Source organism: Oceanobacter sp. 5_MG-2023, assembly GCF_030548165.1.
Lineage (GTDB): Bacteria > Pseudomonadota > Gammaproteobacteria > Pseudomonadales > Oceanobacteraceae > Oceanobacter.
This window is the reverse complement of the sequence record NZ_JAUORS010000035.1, coordinates 1-14,856: the sequence shown is the minus strand read 5'-3', so window position 1 is coordinate 14,856 and position 14,856 is coordinate 1. Positions and strand designations below refer to the sequence as shown.

At 49.8% G+C, this 14,856-nt stretch carries 11 protein-coding genes and 1 tRNA gene; 4 read left to right on the top strand and 8 right to left on the bottom strand.

Annotated features, from left to right (window positions below; genetic code table 11):
• Nucleotides 1-198 precede the first annotated feature (198 nt).
• The 4 genes from Q4551_RS15640 to Q4551_RS15625 are packed head-to-tail and all read right to left on the bottom strand — an operon-like array spanning nt 199 to nt 4,701.
• Nucleotides 199-1,224: a PDR/VanB family oxidoreductase gene (locus Q4551_RS15640; RefSeq protein ID WP_303434822.1), complete on the bottom strand. Its 1,026-nt coding sequence runs from the start codon at nt 1,222-1,224 to the stop codon at nt 199-201.
• A 9-nt stretch (nt 1,225-1,233) separates the two neighbouring features.
• Entirely contained in the window at nt 1,234-1,875 is a 642-nt protein-coding gene (locus Q4551_RS15635; RefSeq protein WP_303434821.1) for an aromatic-ring-hydroxylating dioxygenase subunit beta, read from the bottom strand.
• The gene (locus tag Q4551_RS15630) at nt 1,872-3,176 is read right to left on the bottom strand and encodes an aromatic ring-hydroxylating dioxygenase subunit alpha (RefSeq protein WP_303434820.1); all 1,305 of its coding nucleotides are present in this window, start codon (nt 3,174-3,176) and stop codon (nt 1,872-1,874) included. Before Q4551_RS15630 ends, Q4551_RS15635 begins: the two co-directional genes overlap by 4 nt.
• Nucleotides 3,177-3,201: 25 nt before the next feature.
• Nucleotides 3,202-4,701 carry a glutamine synthetase family protein gene (locus Q4551_RS15625; protein WP_303434819.1) on the bottom strand — a complete coding sequence of 500 codons (1,500 nt, stop codon included), beginning with the start codon at nt 4,699-4,701 and terminating at the stop codon, nt 3,202-3,204.
• A gap of 665 nt (nt 4,702-5,366) precedes the next feature.
• Here Q4551_RS15625 and Q4551_RS15620 point away from each other — a divergent pair.
• The 3 genes from Q4551_RS15620 (at nt 5,367) to Q4551_RS15610 (ending at nt 9,837) form a co-directional block, all read left to right on the top strand.
• Nucleotides 5,367-6,251 (top strand): MurR/RpiR family transcriptional regulator, encoded by an 885-nt coding sequence (locus Q4551_RS15620; protein WP_303434817.1) that lies wholly within the window; start codon nt 5,367-5,369, stop codon nt 6,249-6,251.
• Nucleotides 6,252-7,034: 783 nt separating this feature from the next.
• Nucleotides 7,035-7,724 (top strand): hypothetical protein, encoded by a 690-nt coding sequence (locus Q4551_RS15615; RefSeq protein ID WP_303434816.1) that lies wholly within the window; start codon nt 7,035-7,037, stop codon nt 7,722-7,724.
• A gap of 37 nt (nt 7,725-7,761) precedes the next feature.
• Entirely contained in the window at nt 7,762-9,837 is a 2,076-nt protein-coding gene (locus tag Q4551_RS15610) for a hypothetical protein (RefSeq protein WP_303434814.1), read from the top strand.
• A 294-nt stretch (nt 9,838-10,131) separates the two neighbouring features.
• Here Q4551_RS15610 and Q4551_RS15605 read toward each other — a convergent pair.
• Both Q4551_RS15605 and Q4551_RS15600 read right to left on the bottom strand, forming a co-directional pair.
• Nucleotides 10,132-10,208 (bottom strand) — tRNA-Arg (locus tag Q4551_RS15605).
• Nucleotides 10,209-10,391: 183 nt separating this feature from the next.
• Nucleotides 10,392-11,399: an MsnO8 family LLM class oxidoreductase gene (locus Q4551_RS15600; RefSeq protein ID WP_303434813.1), complete on the bottom strand. Its 1,008-nt coding sequence runs from the start codon at nt 11,397-11,399 to the stop codon at nt 10,392-10,394.
• Between the two features lie 875 nt (nt 11,400-12,274).
• On the opposite strand from Q4551_RS15600, the gene Q4551_RS15595 reads away from it, so the two are divergent.
• Nucleotides 12,275-13,240, top strand: a complete 966-nt coding sequence (locus Q4551_RS15595) for an AraC family transcriptional regulator (RefSeq protein WP_303434811.1) — start codon at nt 12,275-12,277, stop codon at nt 13,238-13,240.
• A 172-nt stretch (nt 13,241-13,412) separates the two neighbouring features.
• On the opposite strand, the gene Q4551_RS15590 is transcribed toward Q4551_RS15595, so the two are convergent.
• Together Q4551_RS15590 and Q4551_RS15585 are read right to left on the bottom strand one after the other, a co-directional pair.
• Nucleotides 13,413-14,123 (bottom strand): ABC transporter ATP-binding protein, encoded by a 711-nt coding sequence (locus tag Q4551_RS15590; protein WP_303434809.1) that lies wholly within the window; start codon nt 14,121-14,123, stop codon nt 13,413-13,415.
• The coding region (locus Q4551_RS15585) for an ABC transporter ATP-binding protein (protein WP_303434808.1) at nt 14,123-14,856 on the bottom strand (734 nt) is incomplete at its 5' end. The genes Q4551_RS15585 and Q4551_RS15590, both read right to left, overlap by 1 nt.

Sequence of the window (14,856 nt, the reverse complement as noted above, 5' to 3'; positions counted from 1 at the left end):
CGCGCTCCCGGGTATGTTGTGAACCAATCGCCGCGCTCCCGGGTATGTTGTGAACCAATCGCCGCGCTCCCGGGTATGTTGTGAACCAATCGCCGCGCTCCCGGGTATCCCGGGTATGTTATGAACACACCGCCGCGGTGCTCCTATGGGAGCGCGGACGGCTCGTCCGCAAGACAGCGTTTTACGAGGTGCGGTTCGTCAAAGATCCAAAATCAGCTTGCGGGTTTTGGAGCGACTGACGCAGATCATCATCGTTCGGTTTTCTTCACGTTCCTGCTCGGAAAGTACGGTGTCACGATGATCGGGAATACCGCCAAGCACAGCGGCCTCGCAGGTTCCGCAGTATCCGTCGGAGCATGAGAAGGACAAGCCTTGCCGAACCTTACGGACACAATCAAGAATGGTTTCATTTTTACCCACGTTGATCGTCTCTCCGGTTTTATGCAGCTCAAGTTCGAACGCCCCATCAGCATCGCACGCTGCGTCAGTAGCATCATCACTGATTGCTGCAGCATCAACTAATGGCACCAGCTCGATCCGTCCGAAGCGCTCCATATGGAGACTGATCGAGGGCCGCTGTTCAATTTGTACAGAAAGCGCATCCATCAATCCGTTAGGACCACAGGTATAGACCGCTGTATTCTCCGCAAGTCCATTAACCAGAACCCCAAGATCAACACCGCCAACTTCGTCATCAATATGGACGAACACACTGCCAGGCTGCTCACGCTCCAGCGCCTCGACTTCAGCCATGTACGCCATTCGTGTACGTGACCGGCCGAGGTAATACAGCTTCCAGGGCTTGCCTGCACGTTTCATACTTCTGATCATTGGTAAAACAGGCGTAATACCAATGCCACCCGCAATGAATGCGTAATTTTCCGCCGCTTCCAGGGCAAAAGAGTTTTTGGGTTCAGTAGCCGCAATGACGTCTCCTTCTTGCACCTGTTCGTGGACGTAGCGCGAACCGCCACGACTTTCCGGTTCAAGCAGAATAGCCAGCTCATAACTTCGCCCTGGCTCTCCTGAAACAATCGAATAAGCGCGTACCAGCCCTCCGGGAAATGCCAGTTCGATATGCGCACCAGGCTCCCAGTCCGGAAGCTCTTCGCCAGCCAGTAATAATTTAATAATGCCGTCTGCTATAACTGCCTTGCTGTTTACCGTCAGGTGTAAGCAGAACCCTGGGGCAAGCGTCTCGTTTCCTGTAACAGTGATAGTCATCATCTCACCTCACAACAGGAACGTCAGGTTGTGATGATTACGGGGTGCATCAAGCAGACAAACGACTTTTCGATCGATTTTGATCACACCGCCTTCTGCGACGAAAACGTGTCCCATCCAACCACTGAACGTCTGGATTGCATGGCCTCCCCGCATTTCCTGAACGATAAACTGCGAACGAATCTTGATTTCCCCTTCCTTTTCCGTCGGCAGTCTGACGAAAGAGGCGCTCACATGAGAGGTATAAGACGGGGGCAGCTGCGAATAAGCAACGCCGGTTCTTAGCCATACGATACGGTCACCCATGCGACGACGATCATCGAAAGCAATCGTGACCTGGCGCTGGGGGTCTGCCCGCTCAGCATCCGGCAACTCACCAACAGCAGGCACCCAGTAAACACATTCACGACTATAGAGCTGATACCATTGTTCAAATGCACGACGATCCAGTAGCCAGTTTTCGTGAATGATCAGGGACTCATAGGCCTGGCGCTCTTCCTCATTAAGAACCGTACCTTTACCTTCCCATTCATCCATATCATTACGCAGTTTCGCGTAATAAGAATCGTCAATATAATTAGACTCGAGTGTATCGCGCAGAATGTCCTCAAGGGTGAAGCCATCCTTTATAAGATTGGTGTTGATGCTCATTTCGTCCCCCCGGTATTACCTTGTTCTATACGCTTCTGCCACTCTTTCCAGAAAACACGTAATGGAAGTTCATCCGATACAGGACCACTCAACATTCCCTTGGCGCCGATGTACTCTTTGCCGGTATCCATATGGCGCCCGGTCTGTATCCACTCGACTTCCTCAATTTCAAGACCAGCCTGGCATTCTTCAAAATTCGCCAGATCATCAGGCTCACCGAAGGACGGAAAATCCTCTTGCAAACGCATACGCAGTGAATTGACTTCGTCTGGAAGATCGTCGGCAACGAGGGCGGTTGCATACCAATTAATATTGGTTTTATTGACACTCTGAGGCTCAATAACCTGAATCTGGTTGCCGATAATCAGAAGGTTGGGGAAAATATTAATATTCATGCCAGACCCCATCACGACGTCGAGGGCAGCATCGGCTTTGTCACCCATTTTCTCGCTGATAATCCGCGCATACGGACCTTCGCCTGGCATAGGAGCAGATTGATCCCAATAACGGATTATTTCTGCCCGCTGATCGATGAAGGTACCACCATTACCGCAGTCGGATACGGTTTGCAGGCCCTCATCAACATTACCAAGCGCCCATTGCATATCGACGCCACCACCGTAACGGTCTTTTCTCATACGCAGCAGTGACGCATGGGAATAGCCCGGGTGATAACCATCAGCAGCATTGTCATAAATCAGCTTCCAGTTACCGGCGCAGGTAAATCTGGTTTGTCCGCGGCGCAGCTGCAGCTCTGCGCCCGGCCAACGGTCAAGCCATTCATCCAGCAGCTCTGCTGACGGACCAAGATGGGTTTTGAGGTCAGGCAACTCCTTGTTTAGAGTACCGAAAATAAAGCCACGATAGCTTTCGACACGCAGTTTACCCAGGCCGAGTTCTTCCTTTTTGAAAGAGGGGCCATAACCCTCTTCAAGAGGAACAGCAGCCAGCTCCCCGGTATTGGTGAACGACCAGTTATGGTACGGACAGGTGAAGCGACGAGCATTTCCCTCATCCTGACGGCAAATGGTTGCACCGCGGTGTGTGCAACGATTCAGCAGGCCGTGAAATTTTCCTTCACGGTCACGGGTGATAATAACCGGGCGTAAACCAAGCTTCTTGCGCACGAAATCATTTGGCTTGGGCAGCTCACTGGCGTGAGCCAGATAGGTCCAGGTACCACCAAAAACCCGGCTCATTTCAAGGCGGAAAATATCGGTATCCGTATAGAGGGTACGGTGAACACGCCCTTCTTCAATCAGGTGTCCGAAGCTGGATTCCGATGTGGTAATAATATTCACGAAATGTCTCCTAATACCGATGCCATCAGTAGCGCGTAAAGTATTCGTGGTGTTCCCATTGGGTCACCGTATCAGGGGACTGCTCCCAGTCAGGCTCGGCAGCGAGGAAGCGGTTAATTTCACTTTTCTTCATAGCAACCATCCAGTTGATGAACTGGTCTCCCATCGCCTCACGGAAGAACTTGCTCTTATCAAGGGCTTCCGTAGCTTCCATCAGATTGGTTGGAAGCTTCGGCCGGTGCTCGGCTTCGTAGGGGCTGTCTTCGATCGGACAGGGGCTGAGCTTACGCTCAAGGCCATCGCAGCCACTGAGTATTTGCGACGCTATGTAGAGATAAGGATTCGCTGTCGGCTCACCGATACGGTTTTCAATGTGCCCGGAGATATGGCAGGGACGACCTTGTACTCGTACCATCGCTGCCCGGTTGTCGTAGCCCCAGGTTGAACGGTCTGGGGCCAGCGAATTGGGTTTAAGGCGGCGATAACCATTAATCGTCGGGTTGGTAAAGACTGAAGCATCGACAGCATGCTCCAGCAGGCCTGCAACGTAAGAAAGCCCTGTAGGAGAAAGAATCTCACCACTATCCGGCGATGCCACAAAAGCGTTCGGTACTCCCGGCGCAGCAAGGCTCTGATGTAAATGCCAGCCAGAAGCCACAAAACTCGAGAAAATCGGTTTGGCCATAAAGGTGGCATGCAATCCCATGCGTGCCATCGTCTGCTTCACCATAGAGCGGAACAGCACCATAGAGTCAGCCGCCTGCAAGGCGTCCTGGACATCAAAGGTGAATTCAAGCTGCCCCGGCCCCATTTCATCTTCCATAGTGCGAAGCGGCAAGCCGAGAGCCAGGCAGTTTTCTGCCAGTGTGTCTGTGATTTCACTGATCTTGTCCTGCTGGTCCTCAGACATATAGGCAAAGCCGCGCCACAGAGCTTCAACAGATGGCGGTGTAGGCGGAACTCCCAGTGTTCCCATATGTTCTTCACCGAGATTATGATCCGTCACCCGTGTTACATAGAACTCAACTTCGAGCCCTGTAACCAGATCAAAGCCCTGCTTCTTCAATCGCTTAATGGCCGATTTCAACTGGTGACGGGCATCGAAAGGCACAGGCTTGCCATTGCGAAGATAGATATCACACAACACCCAACCGACGGTCGGCGCCCAGGGCAAAACGCGAAACGTGAGTGGGTCCGGCACAAGGATGGCGTTGGAAAAGCCGTGCATGTCGTCGAGGCCAAGACCACCGTCCTTGCCGAACGGGTTGAATGCGACACCTTCAGCAGAGTCAAAGCTGAAATAGGCACTGGTGAATTCAACACCTTCCCGAAGAGCGGACTTGAAGGCCCCCGGAAGAAGCGTCTTGGAACGAAGTTTGGACTGAGCATCTGGAACGGATACCCGAAACGTTTTCAGATCGCCTTTTTCCACCATCGCATTGATTTTTGTTGCGGCCTCTTTCTGCTCATCAGTCCAAAGACCAAACTCATCAATGAAACCGGAAATTTCCGGAGAATCACTCATTTTTGTTTCCTCGCTGCTGTGTACGCTGTCCGGCAATGTTCATTAATTTCCATGATTCATGTCAACATGAAAATTTATAAACATGTGCGTTTGCATATTTCTTGATTTGGGTTGTGCAGAGTGATCCACAGCACTGGAAGCTGATCGCGGATTGGTGCTTTAAAGAAGCGCAAAGAGCGTTGGAAGGTAACGATTGAGCGCGCTGGGTTGATGAAAAAATCCGCCCCGAAGGGCCGTGGAATCAATGCTGCTTCGGCCCCAGCCGATAAAGCAGCGTCATGCGCCACCTTGGCGCATGACGCTGACGCCGATCTTCACCACGCCCGCAACGGATTGGAAAAACGGTGTATAAGAGCCACTGAAAACAGTCCTGACCTGAACCTCTGAGCCACCGATAAGAGTGAACAATGCCGCCAATCAAATCGTGTCCTGGATATTCAAATGCCGTAGTTGAAACCGCTGAGGATCAAAATCTCACCATGTGAAAATACAATCAGTCCGTTGTTCTAACGGATTGGTATCAATTGAAGTCGGGGATAATCGTGTGGCTTCGGGATTGGGTCGGCCACTATACTATGGCCACCCGGATTTACGTTGCGCAGATATTTACCCGGGTGTATCAACCGCAACACAGCGAATGAGACATAAGAGCGAGACATAGTCGAATGACAGCACAACCTGGAGTGAATGGAACTGTTTCCCAGCGAATCAGGGCTCTGCGGGATCGGTTACCACCGGCCGAGCTTGCTGTAGCTAACTCGATTTCCGAAAACTATCCGATGGGAGGCCTTGTGCCTGTGGTACAACTTGCCGCTAGCTCAGGGGCAAGTCCGCCAACCGTTGTGCGTTTTGTAAAGAAACTGGGTTTTGACGGCTATTCAGAATTTCAGGACGCATTACGGAATGAGGCCCAGAACCGGCTATTCTCACCCGTTGGCAGCTACCCGGACAATCGATCAAGTTCTGACGAAACGTCCCCCTCCGGGCAGGCACAGTTCCTGTACCTGGAGAGTATCCGTAATACATTTACATCACTCAGTGATGCAGAAATCACAAAGGCCGTTCAACTGCTGTGTGCATCTGAGAATAACATCGTGACAATAGGTGGACGCTTCAGCCAGGTATTGGCCCAGCAACTTTATCGTTACCTTTCAATTCTGCGCCCGAACGTCCAGCTATCTGTCCCTGATATTCACAGCCTTGTCGACATACAACCATCGACCGTTGCTGTGGTCTTTGACTTTCGACGCTACCAGCAAACGACCATTAACTGGGGGTTAGAAGCAATCAATAAAGGCGCCAAGGTCATTCTGGTAACAGACCAGTATCTTTCTCCCCTGGCCTCCAAGGCTACCGCTTTGCTTACCGCAGGCAACAAGGCGTTAGAACCATTCGATTCAATGACCGCGGCCTTTGCTGTCACCGAGCTTCTTATCTCGGAAACAGCACGTACCCTCGGTGAGCCTGCACGCGACCGCCTGGAAGAATTCGTACAGCGTCAGGATGACGAGGATCGTCTGACTCTGAAATTCGAACCTCCAGCCGTCTGATACATCAACAGTATTGATGCGGGCGAGCCGCCCGCGCTCCCGGACAATTTCACACCTCGGCTCACATAGGAGCGCGGACGGCCCGTCCGCAAAAACAGCGAATATGAGTTGGTAACTCATGCAAACCCAAGCTGAACAGAAAAAGGGCTATCAGCGCCAAAGTTGAAATTGTTCAATTTTCACCCATCAGCTATTGACCCCGGGCGCCAGAGCGGATAAATTTTACAAAAATTGACAGTTAGGTTAATCGTTGCACTCAGGCTGTTTTCCTTGAAAATTCCGGCCGCCTCACGTCGCTAACAGAGATGCCAATCACGATCAGGAAACGCCGTTAGAAGAATATCCATAAGCGTTTACATCAGTTATTGCTCTTGTTTCCCCGCTGATTATTCGGCCCGAGCCCGTTGAAGCAGAGCGGGAGGGATCCAAATGGCTCCAGCAGCTAGTAGAAGTGCGGTATATGGAAAGCACAGGCAACAAAATCCAGAGTAAATAATAGCCTGTTTAATAACTGGCCAGGACGGTTTTTATTCATCGAAAAAGGCGCCTCACTAAAGTCAAATATAAAAATTCAAGCCCTGCTCTCTGAGAATAAAAACACTTTACAAACAGTGAGAATTATTATCAAAAAAAACACTGACCAGTCATAAAGCAGGATAGGAAAAGAACCAAAAGCAACAAGAAAAATTATAAAGACAGGGAGAAGATTAAAATATTTTTGGATGTGCCGCTGTACTATTAATACCAAAATAAAAGTATTTTTATAACGAAATGGAATAGACAATGACTAAAAACATGTCTCTATTTAAATACCTCGGAGCGATTTCAATATTATGCCTCTCTGCCCCCTTGCAGGCAGAGAAGTCTGGTTTTGCTCTTGGTGGTGAGATTGGCACGCTGGGATTGGGATTGGGTGCGCATTATAAGGTGCTGGATTGGCTGGTTCTGCGTGGTGGCTTCAATACGTTGGATTTGAATCATGAATTTCAAAACGATGATCTAGATTACGACGGCAACCTGGCATTTAAAAATATACGCATTGGAGCCGATATATATCCATTTAATGGGAGCTTTCGTTTATCTGCTGCATATGTAAATTATGATTTATCCATGAATATAACCGCCACCCCTCGCAATGGCACACTCGAAGTCAATGGTGAGGTCTACGATACAACAACAGAATTGGAAAGCCTGAGTGGGGATATTTCATCAGCAACAGGATCTCCTTATATCGGTTTTGGTTGGGGCAACCCGGTAAGTGCTGGCAAAGGCTTTGGATTCATGCTGGATCTGGGTGCTGTATTTCTTCACTCCGTTGATGCCGACTTATATGCTACCTGTCCAGAAAACTCCTTGAGTTGTCACAGCGTGCAATCAGATGTGGATATTGAAGAAGCCAAGTTGCAGCGCGACATAGATAATTCTGATTTATTTATACCTGTTATAAATTTTTCATTGAGTTATCAGATTTAATCCCGATGGGCATCTATAAAACAAGGAATCAGACAACATGAGAAATTCTGTTTTTTATATAACGTCACACCTGCCAAAGGCATTATTAACCTTACCTCTCGCTGTATTATTATCATCTTGCCTAAGTAGTTCGGATGATGAAGTTGGTTTGGAAAACCAGGTGCCTTCAGAACCTTCCGTGGTTGTACGCGGTACCTCAGGCTCGGATCAAGCGCTAATGACCTCGGTCAAGAGCCGAACCCTGTCAATCCAGATACTGGACGCGGCGTCCCTGGAACCGATTGAAGAATCGGTGTCATTGTCTTTTTATGCTCCTGATGCGGCTGAACTTGCCTATTTGACCAATGATGAGGGAGACGCTTTCACGAATGGTCAATTAATTATCACCGATAATGGCACTACCAATGTTCTGATCGATAGCGGTTTTGCTGATCAGCTTTCACCAATCAGTTTCCGCATACAGGCATCGGCCAGCAACTATTTTGCTGGAGGAAGCAGTGTGGTGGTAGAACCTGCCTTGGAAGATGGCCAACAAATTGTCACTCTCAAGTTGGTCAGTAAAATCATTTCACCGACGGGAGTTACGGTGGTAAGTAATACCAGCCACGTAGCCACAGACGGTGTATTGGATTCAGAACTGGTGGTTGAAACCGAAAGTGGTATTGGCATTAGCTTGCCTGCCAATACCACACTGACAGATATCGATGGCAATCTTCTGTCTGGTAATTTACACGTTGAAATTGCGTACTTTGACCCTACCGAAGACAGCGCACTTGATAGTTTCCCTGGTGGTTTTTCCGTTGGTAGCGATACGGATATGACAGATAGCTCCGACGGTGAAGGTTTCTTTATGACCGCCGGTTTTCTTGCCGTAGATATCATTGATGAAAACAACCAAAAAGCCCATCAGCTGGGCACCACGGCAGATTTGGTTTTTCGCATCCCTGACGATATTATCAACCCTGAAACAGGTGAACCCGTTAAAATTGGTGATGTTATTCCAGTATGGAGTCACAATGAAACGACTGGCCAATGGGGTATGCACGACCAGGAGGGCATCGTTACAGAAGATGACCAGGGCCTGTACTTAAGTGTTCAGACTGATCATTTATCCTATTGGAATCTGGATTGGCACTACAGCGCCAAATGCATGCGCCAGGTTAATTTTACAGACTTGAGTGGTAATTTACTTACTGCCGATCAGATCCCTGCTTCCGGCATCATAATTAAAACAGAAATCGAGAAAAACGGTGCCAGACAGAGGACTAGCACCGGTACATTGCTGGACCCAGAAAATCTGATTAATAACACGCCCAATGCAGAAGGATTCAGCTTTTCGATTACTCCTTCGTATGGTGATATCGACGGTGATACCGTCATTGTATCCGGTTCTCAAGAGACTGAACTCGTAGGTTATTATACTCAATGTAAAGAGCCAATGCTGGTTGCCATAGATGTACTGGCAATTCCAGAGCCTGTGTCAATCAAGGCGAGTGCTTATATTACTGCTCCGACAGACCTGACCTATTGGGACGTCAATGAACTTATATTAAAAGCCTACGACAAACCCAGAGCCTCTGCACTCAATGAAGCCCAAGCAGAAAAACGGATTCAAATATTAAATATTACCCACCCAAATTCAAACCCTGAAAACTCCAGTACCTGGGGCGGAAGTTATCAAGTTTACAATGCTCGTTCACAGCCTTTGGTATTGAGTACAACGTATCAGAAGTTTTTAGATGAAGATCTGTTTGATCGTACTGAAATTGCAACAATCCAACAGATTCTAAAAACCCAGTATGTGCTGGATGGAGAAACCTTCTACTACACTTATAGAACAAATACCGGCCATTACTCATATGGCACTGCCACAATGATAAATGGCGAAGTAGAGTTTTCTTTACCTGTTAATTCAGCTGGAACATTGTACGCCAATATATACGGGTATATTAATGATCCTGAGGATGGCCCATTCAACATCAGCAGTTATCTTCAACAATCAATAACAGCTGAAGACATAACCAATGGTAGAATCGAGCTGGCATTTGAAAATGCAGTAGCAATCGCTCGTATTTATCAAGCTATATTCAATAATAACAGTGTTGAGCAATAACCATTGCTTTTTATCTTCCGACGTTGCTTGAGCAGCGCTAATGCGGGCGGGCCGCCCGCGCTCCCGAAATAAACCACTGCCGCGCTCCCGAAATAAACCGCCGCCGCGCTCCCGAAATAAACCGCCGCCGCGCTCCCGAAATAAACCGCCGCCGCGCTCCTGAGTTACATAAAATCATGGGAGCGCGGACGGCCCGTCCGCAAAACAGCATATTCAAACGCGTTTGTTTATGGTGTGCTGCTTGATCTGAATTTTGGGAGTCAGTAGTTACTATCGCCAGAACGGCTTGGAAAATGGTCCGCCCGAGAGGATTCGAACCTCTGACCTTCGCCTCCGGAGGGCAACGCTCTATCCAGCTGAGCTACGGGCGGTCGATGAGTTCAGGTGATGATTACCTGAATCAAGGCCGCGTATTGTATCTGCTTTTTTGACAATGCTCTACTGCTACCTGCTTGTCTGGTTAAATTTACGTTTTTATGGCGCTATGCGGCCACGGATGGTGCCGAGCCGGACGGGTGTATTTCTCGTCGTTTGGGGTACGCACTCAGCGCTGGCTACTGCTGCTGCGCCAGTAACCGATAGCTTTCCATACGGTCGTAATGACTGTGGGTGACGGTGACGAGGGCAAATTCCTGGCAGTTGAACCGGCGGCTGAGTTGTTCGATATCCGTCAGGCACTGGTCAGCGGTGCCAACGGTGTACCCACTGAGAATATGGTCGTAACCGGCTTGTGCCGATGGCGACATCTGCCGGTAGCGGTCTTGTACCTGTTCGGGGGTCAGGAAGTCTTCCGGCATGCCTTGCTGGGCTGTCAGTTTGCGATATACCGCGGTGCCTGCGCGCAGTTTTGCTTCGTCTTCGGTGGCGGCGCAAATACAGGCGATGCCAAGTAATTTGTTGGGCTGGCGCTGGTGCCCGGCTTGTTGCCATGCCTGCTGCCAGTGGTCGAATATCGATGGCTGACACTGGTCTGGTGCGATAAAGCGTGCCAGTGCAAGGTCGTAACCCAGTTTGCCTGCCAGGCCGGCACTGCCACCACTGGAGCCCAGCATCCAACGTTCCGGAGTCGGTGTATTATCAGGCATGACACTGAGGTGTTTAAACGGGCTGTTGGCGGGTACGCTACCTTCCAGTAACTGCCCCAGCAGTTGTGCTTGCTGTTCATAAATGTCGCCCTGCAGTGGCCGGTGTGGGAAAGCCAACGCTGCTGAGCTCAGACTGGAGCCTCCCGGTGCTCGCCCAATCCCGAGGTCAATGCGGTCAGGGTGCAGTGTGGCGAGCATCCGAAAACACTCGGCCACTTTTAGCGGGCTGTAATGACTTAGCATGACCCCGCCGCTGCCCACCCGGATACGCTGGGTCTGGGCGGCGATGGTGGCTACCAGTATCTCCGGGCAGGGATTGGCAAAGTGCATGCTGTCGTGATGTTCGGCTACCCAATAGCGGTGGTAGCCCAGTTCATCACACAGACGGGCCAGTTCCAGAGTCAGGCCGGGCGCGGCTCTGAGAGAATGGGAGCCATGAACCGGCGACTGGTCGACCACCGAGAGTTTGATATTCATTCAAGATCCTGTGTAAACGTAGTATGCGGATGCCGGGATATGCCAGAGGCTCCTTGGTTAAAGGGCCGATCAGAAGAGACCTGCGGATCATTATCCGCTGTGGCCATGCTCATGCTGGCGTTTGTACCTGTTTTTGTGTGTCGATAAAGACCAGGTGTGATCGCGGCTATCGCCTGTTCAGATATGTGTGAATAATACCTATCCCATCCCACAAGAGGGACTGTTCCGGCCCATACAATCGGTATTTTGTAATCCTGTTTTCAGGATATTGCTGGATTTCTGAAGATGATTTTGGCCTTTGCCACCTCCCAGAACATCAGGATCACGCCTGAAGTGGCGGCAGAGGAGCCAGTTATTATCACGCTTGTTATGTGAATACAGAGCCGTATTTATAGTAATCCTCTGACAAGACGACGGTCAGCCATGGATGCTTTTGAGGGGTTGAGGATGTGTCATATGTATCTAATCCACAAAGAATCTGTGGTCAAATACCAGCCTTGCCTGACAGTTGAGAACAAATCCAGCTATATCAATATCCAATACAAGAACATCAACAACCAATACAAGAACATCAACAACCAATACAAAACAGCAATAGCCAATAAATCTACCGGTTGTTAGTTTTGATTCATACTTGTGTAAATACAGGCCAAACTTCGATTTTTTATCACCAGATTTATGGCTATCACGTCCATTGTATGAAGTGTTTTTTGGTAAAAATCGGTTGTTGATAGACCTTATTTTATAATTCCATTTATGGGTCAATCAAATCCCATTTTACCGATTAATATACAGGCTGTTTTTTGTACTACTGGTTCGACTACCTTTATAAATGAGGGTAAGGTGATCCAAAATAACAATAAAAGAGACATCGTATGTTAGTCAGCGTGCTCAATAACTCAGCCGTATGTACCAATACCACCCCGGATGAGGTGTCCAATCATGTCAACCGTCATATTGGCCGCCATCGTCTGGAACTGATGGAAACCGAAACCTCCCGCGCCCAGTTGTCATTGTGTCAGTTTTCCGATCTCTCCCTGTCCCGGATTTGTTATGGCAACAGGGTACGCGTGGCCTGCCCCGACCTGGAAGATATTTATCATTTTCAGATTGTTATGCGTGGTGAATGCCAGTGGCGCTTTTCAGACACCGATATGCTGCTGACCAGCGGTCAGGCACTGATGATGAATCCAGGAGAAAAAATTGATCTTGTTTACAGCGACGATTGTGAAAAGCTGATTGTTAAGATCCCTCGGGAGGTCATGAACAATACCTGTATCGAGCTGGCAGGCCGAGTACCCAACAATGGGATTTTATTTGAACGCAAGGTACGGGATATTCGTCAGTCGCAGTCTTTTTTGTCCTGTATTGAGGCGGTTTTTTATGAAGCCAGCGAAGAATCCGAACTCAGTCTGAATGGCATTTCTGCCAGCTATCGGGATTTGCTGGTGCAAAAGCTGATGAGTACCTTCAACAGCAATTTGATGGATGTTATGCCTCCAACAACGCCAGAAGACAAAAAAATACAACGGGTGTTAGTTTATATTGATGCCAATATCAAAGAGAACCTGACGGTCGAGGAATTATCGGCCATTGCGGGTATCAGTGTCCGCAAGCTGTATTCGCTGTTTGCCAATAGCCTGTCGACAACGCCAAAGCGTTATATCAAGCAGGCCAAACTGTTAGCGATACATCGGGAGTTACAAAAGAATCCGGCGATTCGTAATGTCACGGAAGCGGCAATGGATTATGCCGTAACGCACCTGGGTCGTTTCTCCTCCGAGTACAGGGAAACTTTTGGTGAGTTGCCGTCAGCCACCTTGAAAGCCCGCAACCTGTAATGGTTAATGGTGCTTATCAATACAATAATAAGCCCCATACAGTCCATACCGATGGTTATACGATCGTGATACCCGCCTCGGCGAGCCAACAATGGCCCACCGTTATAAACAGTGAGGCCGGTATCACCCATGGGGCGCGGTTTGCCGCCGTACAGGATTAAACAGGTGTCTCCTACACACTGAGGTGCGTCTCAACGGTGTCGATATTGTCCAGCAAGTCGGTGGTATTACCATCGAACACCACCTCTCCCTTCACCAGCACCACGTGTCGGTCACACAGGTTTTTCAGTACCTGAATGTTCTTGTCGACAATCAGGGTCGACATACCGCTATCCTTGATATGGGCAATCACATCCCAGATTTCCTTGCGGATCAAGGGTGCCAGCCCTTCTGTCGCCTCATCCAGAATCAGTAGTTCCGGGTTGGTCAGTAACGCCCGCCCGATCGCCAGCATTTGTTGCTCACCGCCCGATAACTGGGTGCCCAGATTGGTCAGTCGTTCGGCCAGCCGGGGAAAGGTTTCCAGCACGCGATCGTAATGCCATGATTGCTGGCCATTCACGCCTTCACGAGCCGCCAGCTGCAGATGCTCTTTCACGCTCAGGTTGTGGAACATGCCACGCCCTTCCGGCACATAGGCGATACCCTGGCGCATGCGTTTCCAGGTCGGTAATCCGCTCAGGTCAGTGCCATTAAAACGCACATCGCCACCGCGCGGGGCTACCAGCCCAAGTACCGATTTCAGAGTGGTGGTTTTCCCCATGCCATTACGGCCCATCAGGCTCATCGCCTGACCCGCCTCCAGGGTAAAATCCACGCCGTGCAAAATATGGCTTTCACCGTAATAGGTGTGCAAGCCACGAACAGTCAATAGTGGTGTCATCAGATTACCTCGTCGCCCTGGCCCAGATACGCTTCTTTTACCCGTCGATCGTTCCGTACATCATCCACTGTGCCTGTTACCAGATGCTGGCCGTTCACCATCACGGTCAGCTGGTCCGACAGCTCGAAAACGGCTTCCATGTCGTGTTCTACCAGTACAATGCAGTAGTCTGTTTTCAGGGTTTGTAACAGATCGATAATCAGCCGGGATTCTTCATGGCCCATTCCGGCCATGGGTTCATCCAGCAGCAACACCGACGGTGCCGTTGCCAGTACCATGGCGATTTCCAGCTGGCGCTGTTCGCCATAACTGATTTGTGCCGCAATGGCATCCCGTCGATGCTGCAGGCCGACTTTCTCCAGAGCAGCTTCGGCCATTTCGATCAACAGCTTGTCGCGATTACGGCGGGCAAAAATATTGAAGCTGCCCCCGGTTCGGCGTTGTGCCGCCACACAGCAGTTTTCCAGGCAGGTGGTCTGTGGATAGATATTGGTTTTCTGGAAACCACGACCAATGCCCCGACGGACAAATTCGTAAGCCCGGATATCCTCAATGGCATCGCCATGATGCAGAATCCGGCCACGGGTGGGTTTGTACGTCCCGCAGAGCATATTCAGCAAGGTGCTTTTGCCAGCCCCGTTCGGGCCGACGATGCCGTGCAGTGACTTGTCGTGGAAAGCCAGATTCATATTGTCGAGGGCTTTCAGGCCACCCCAGTATTTGCACAACCCTT

What these genes read in the sequence shown, in the direction of transcription:
- Q4551_RS15640 (WP_303434822.1), bottom strand. Translation starts at nt 1,224, where the DNA reads ATGACTATCACTGTTACAGGAAACGAGACGCTTGCCCCAGGGTTCTGC.
- Q4551_RS15635 (WP_303434821.1), bottom strand. Translation starts at nt 1,875, where the DNA reads ATGAGCATCAACACCAATCTTATAAAGGATGGCTTCACCCTTGAGGAC.
- Q4551_RS15625 (WP_303434819.1), bottom strand. Translation starts at nt 4,701, where the DNA reads ATGAGTGATTCTCCGGAAATTTCCGGTTTCATTGATGAGTTTGGTCTT.
- Q4551_RS15620 (WP_303434817.1), top strand. Translation starts at nt 5,367, where the DNA reads ATGACAGCACAACCTGGAGTGAATGGAACTGTTTCCCAGCGAATCAGG.
- Q4551_RS15615 (WP_303434816.1), top strand. Translation starts at nt 7,035, where the DNA reads ATGACTAAAAACATGTCTCTATTTAAATACCTCGGAGCGATTTCAATA.
- Q4551_RS15610 (WP_303434814.1), top strand. Translation starts at nt 7,762, where the DNA reads ATGAGAAATTCTGTTTTTTATATAACGTCACACCTGCCAAAGGCATTA.
- Q4551_RS15600 (WP_303434813.1), bottom strand. Translation starts at nt 11,399, where the DNA reads ATGAATATCAAACTCTCGGTGGTCGACCAGTCGCCGGTTCATGGCTCC.
- Q4551_RS15595 (WP_303434811.1), top strand. Translation starts at nt 12,275, where the DNA reads ATGTTAGTCAGCGTGCTCAATAACTCAGCCGTATGTACCAATACCACC.
- Q4551_RS15590 (WP_303434809.1), bottom strand. Translation starts at nt 14,123, where the DNA reads ATGACACCACTATTGACTGTTCGTGGCTTGCACACCTATTACGGTGAA.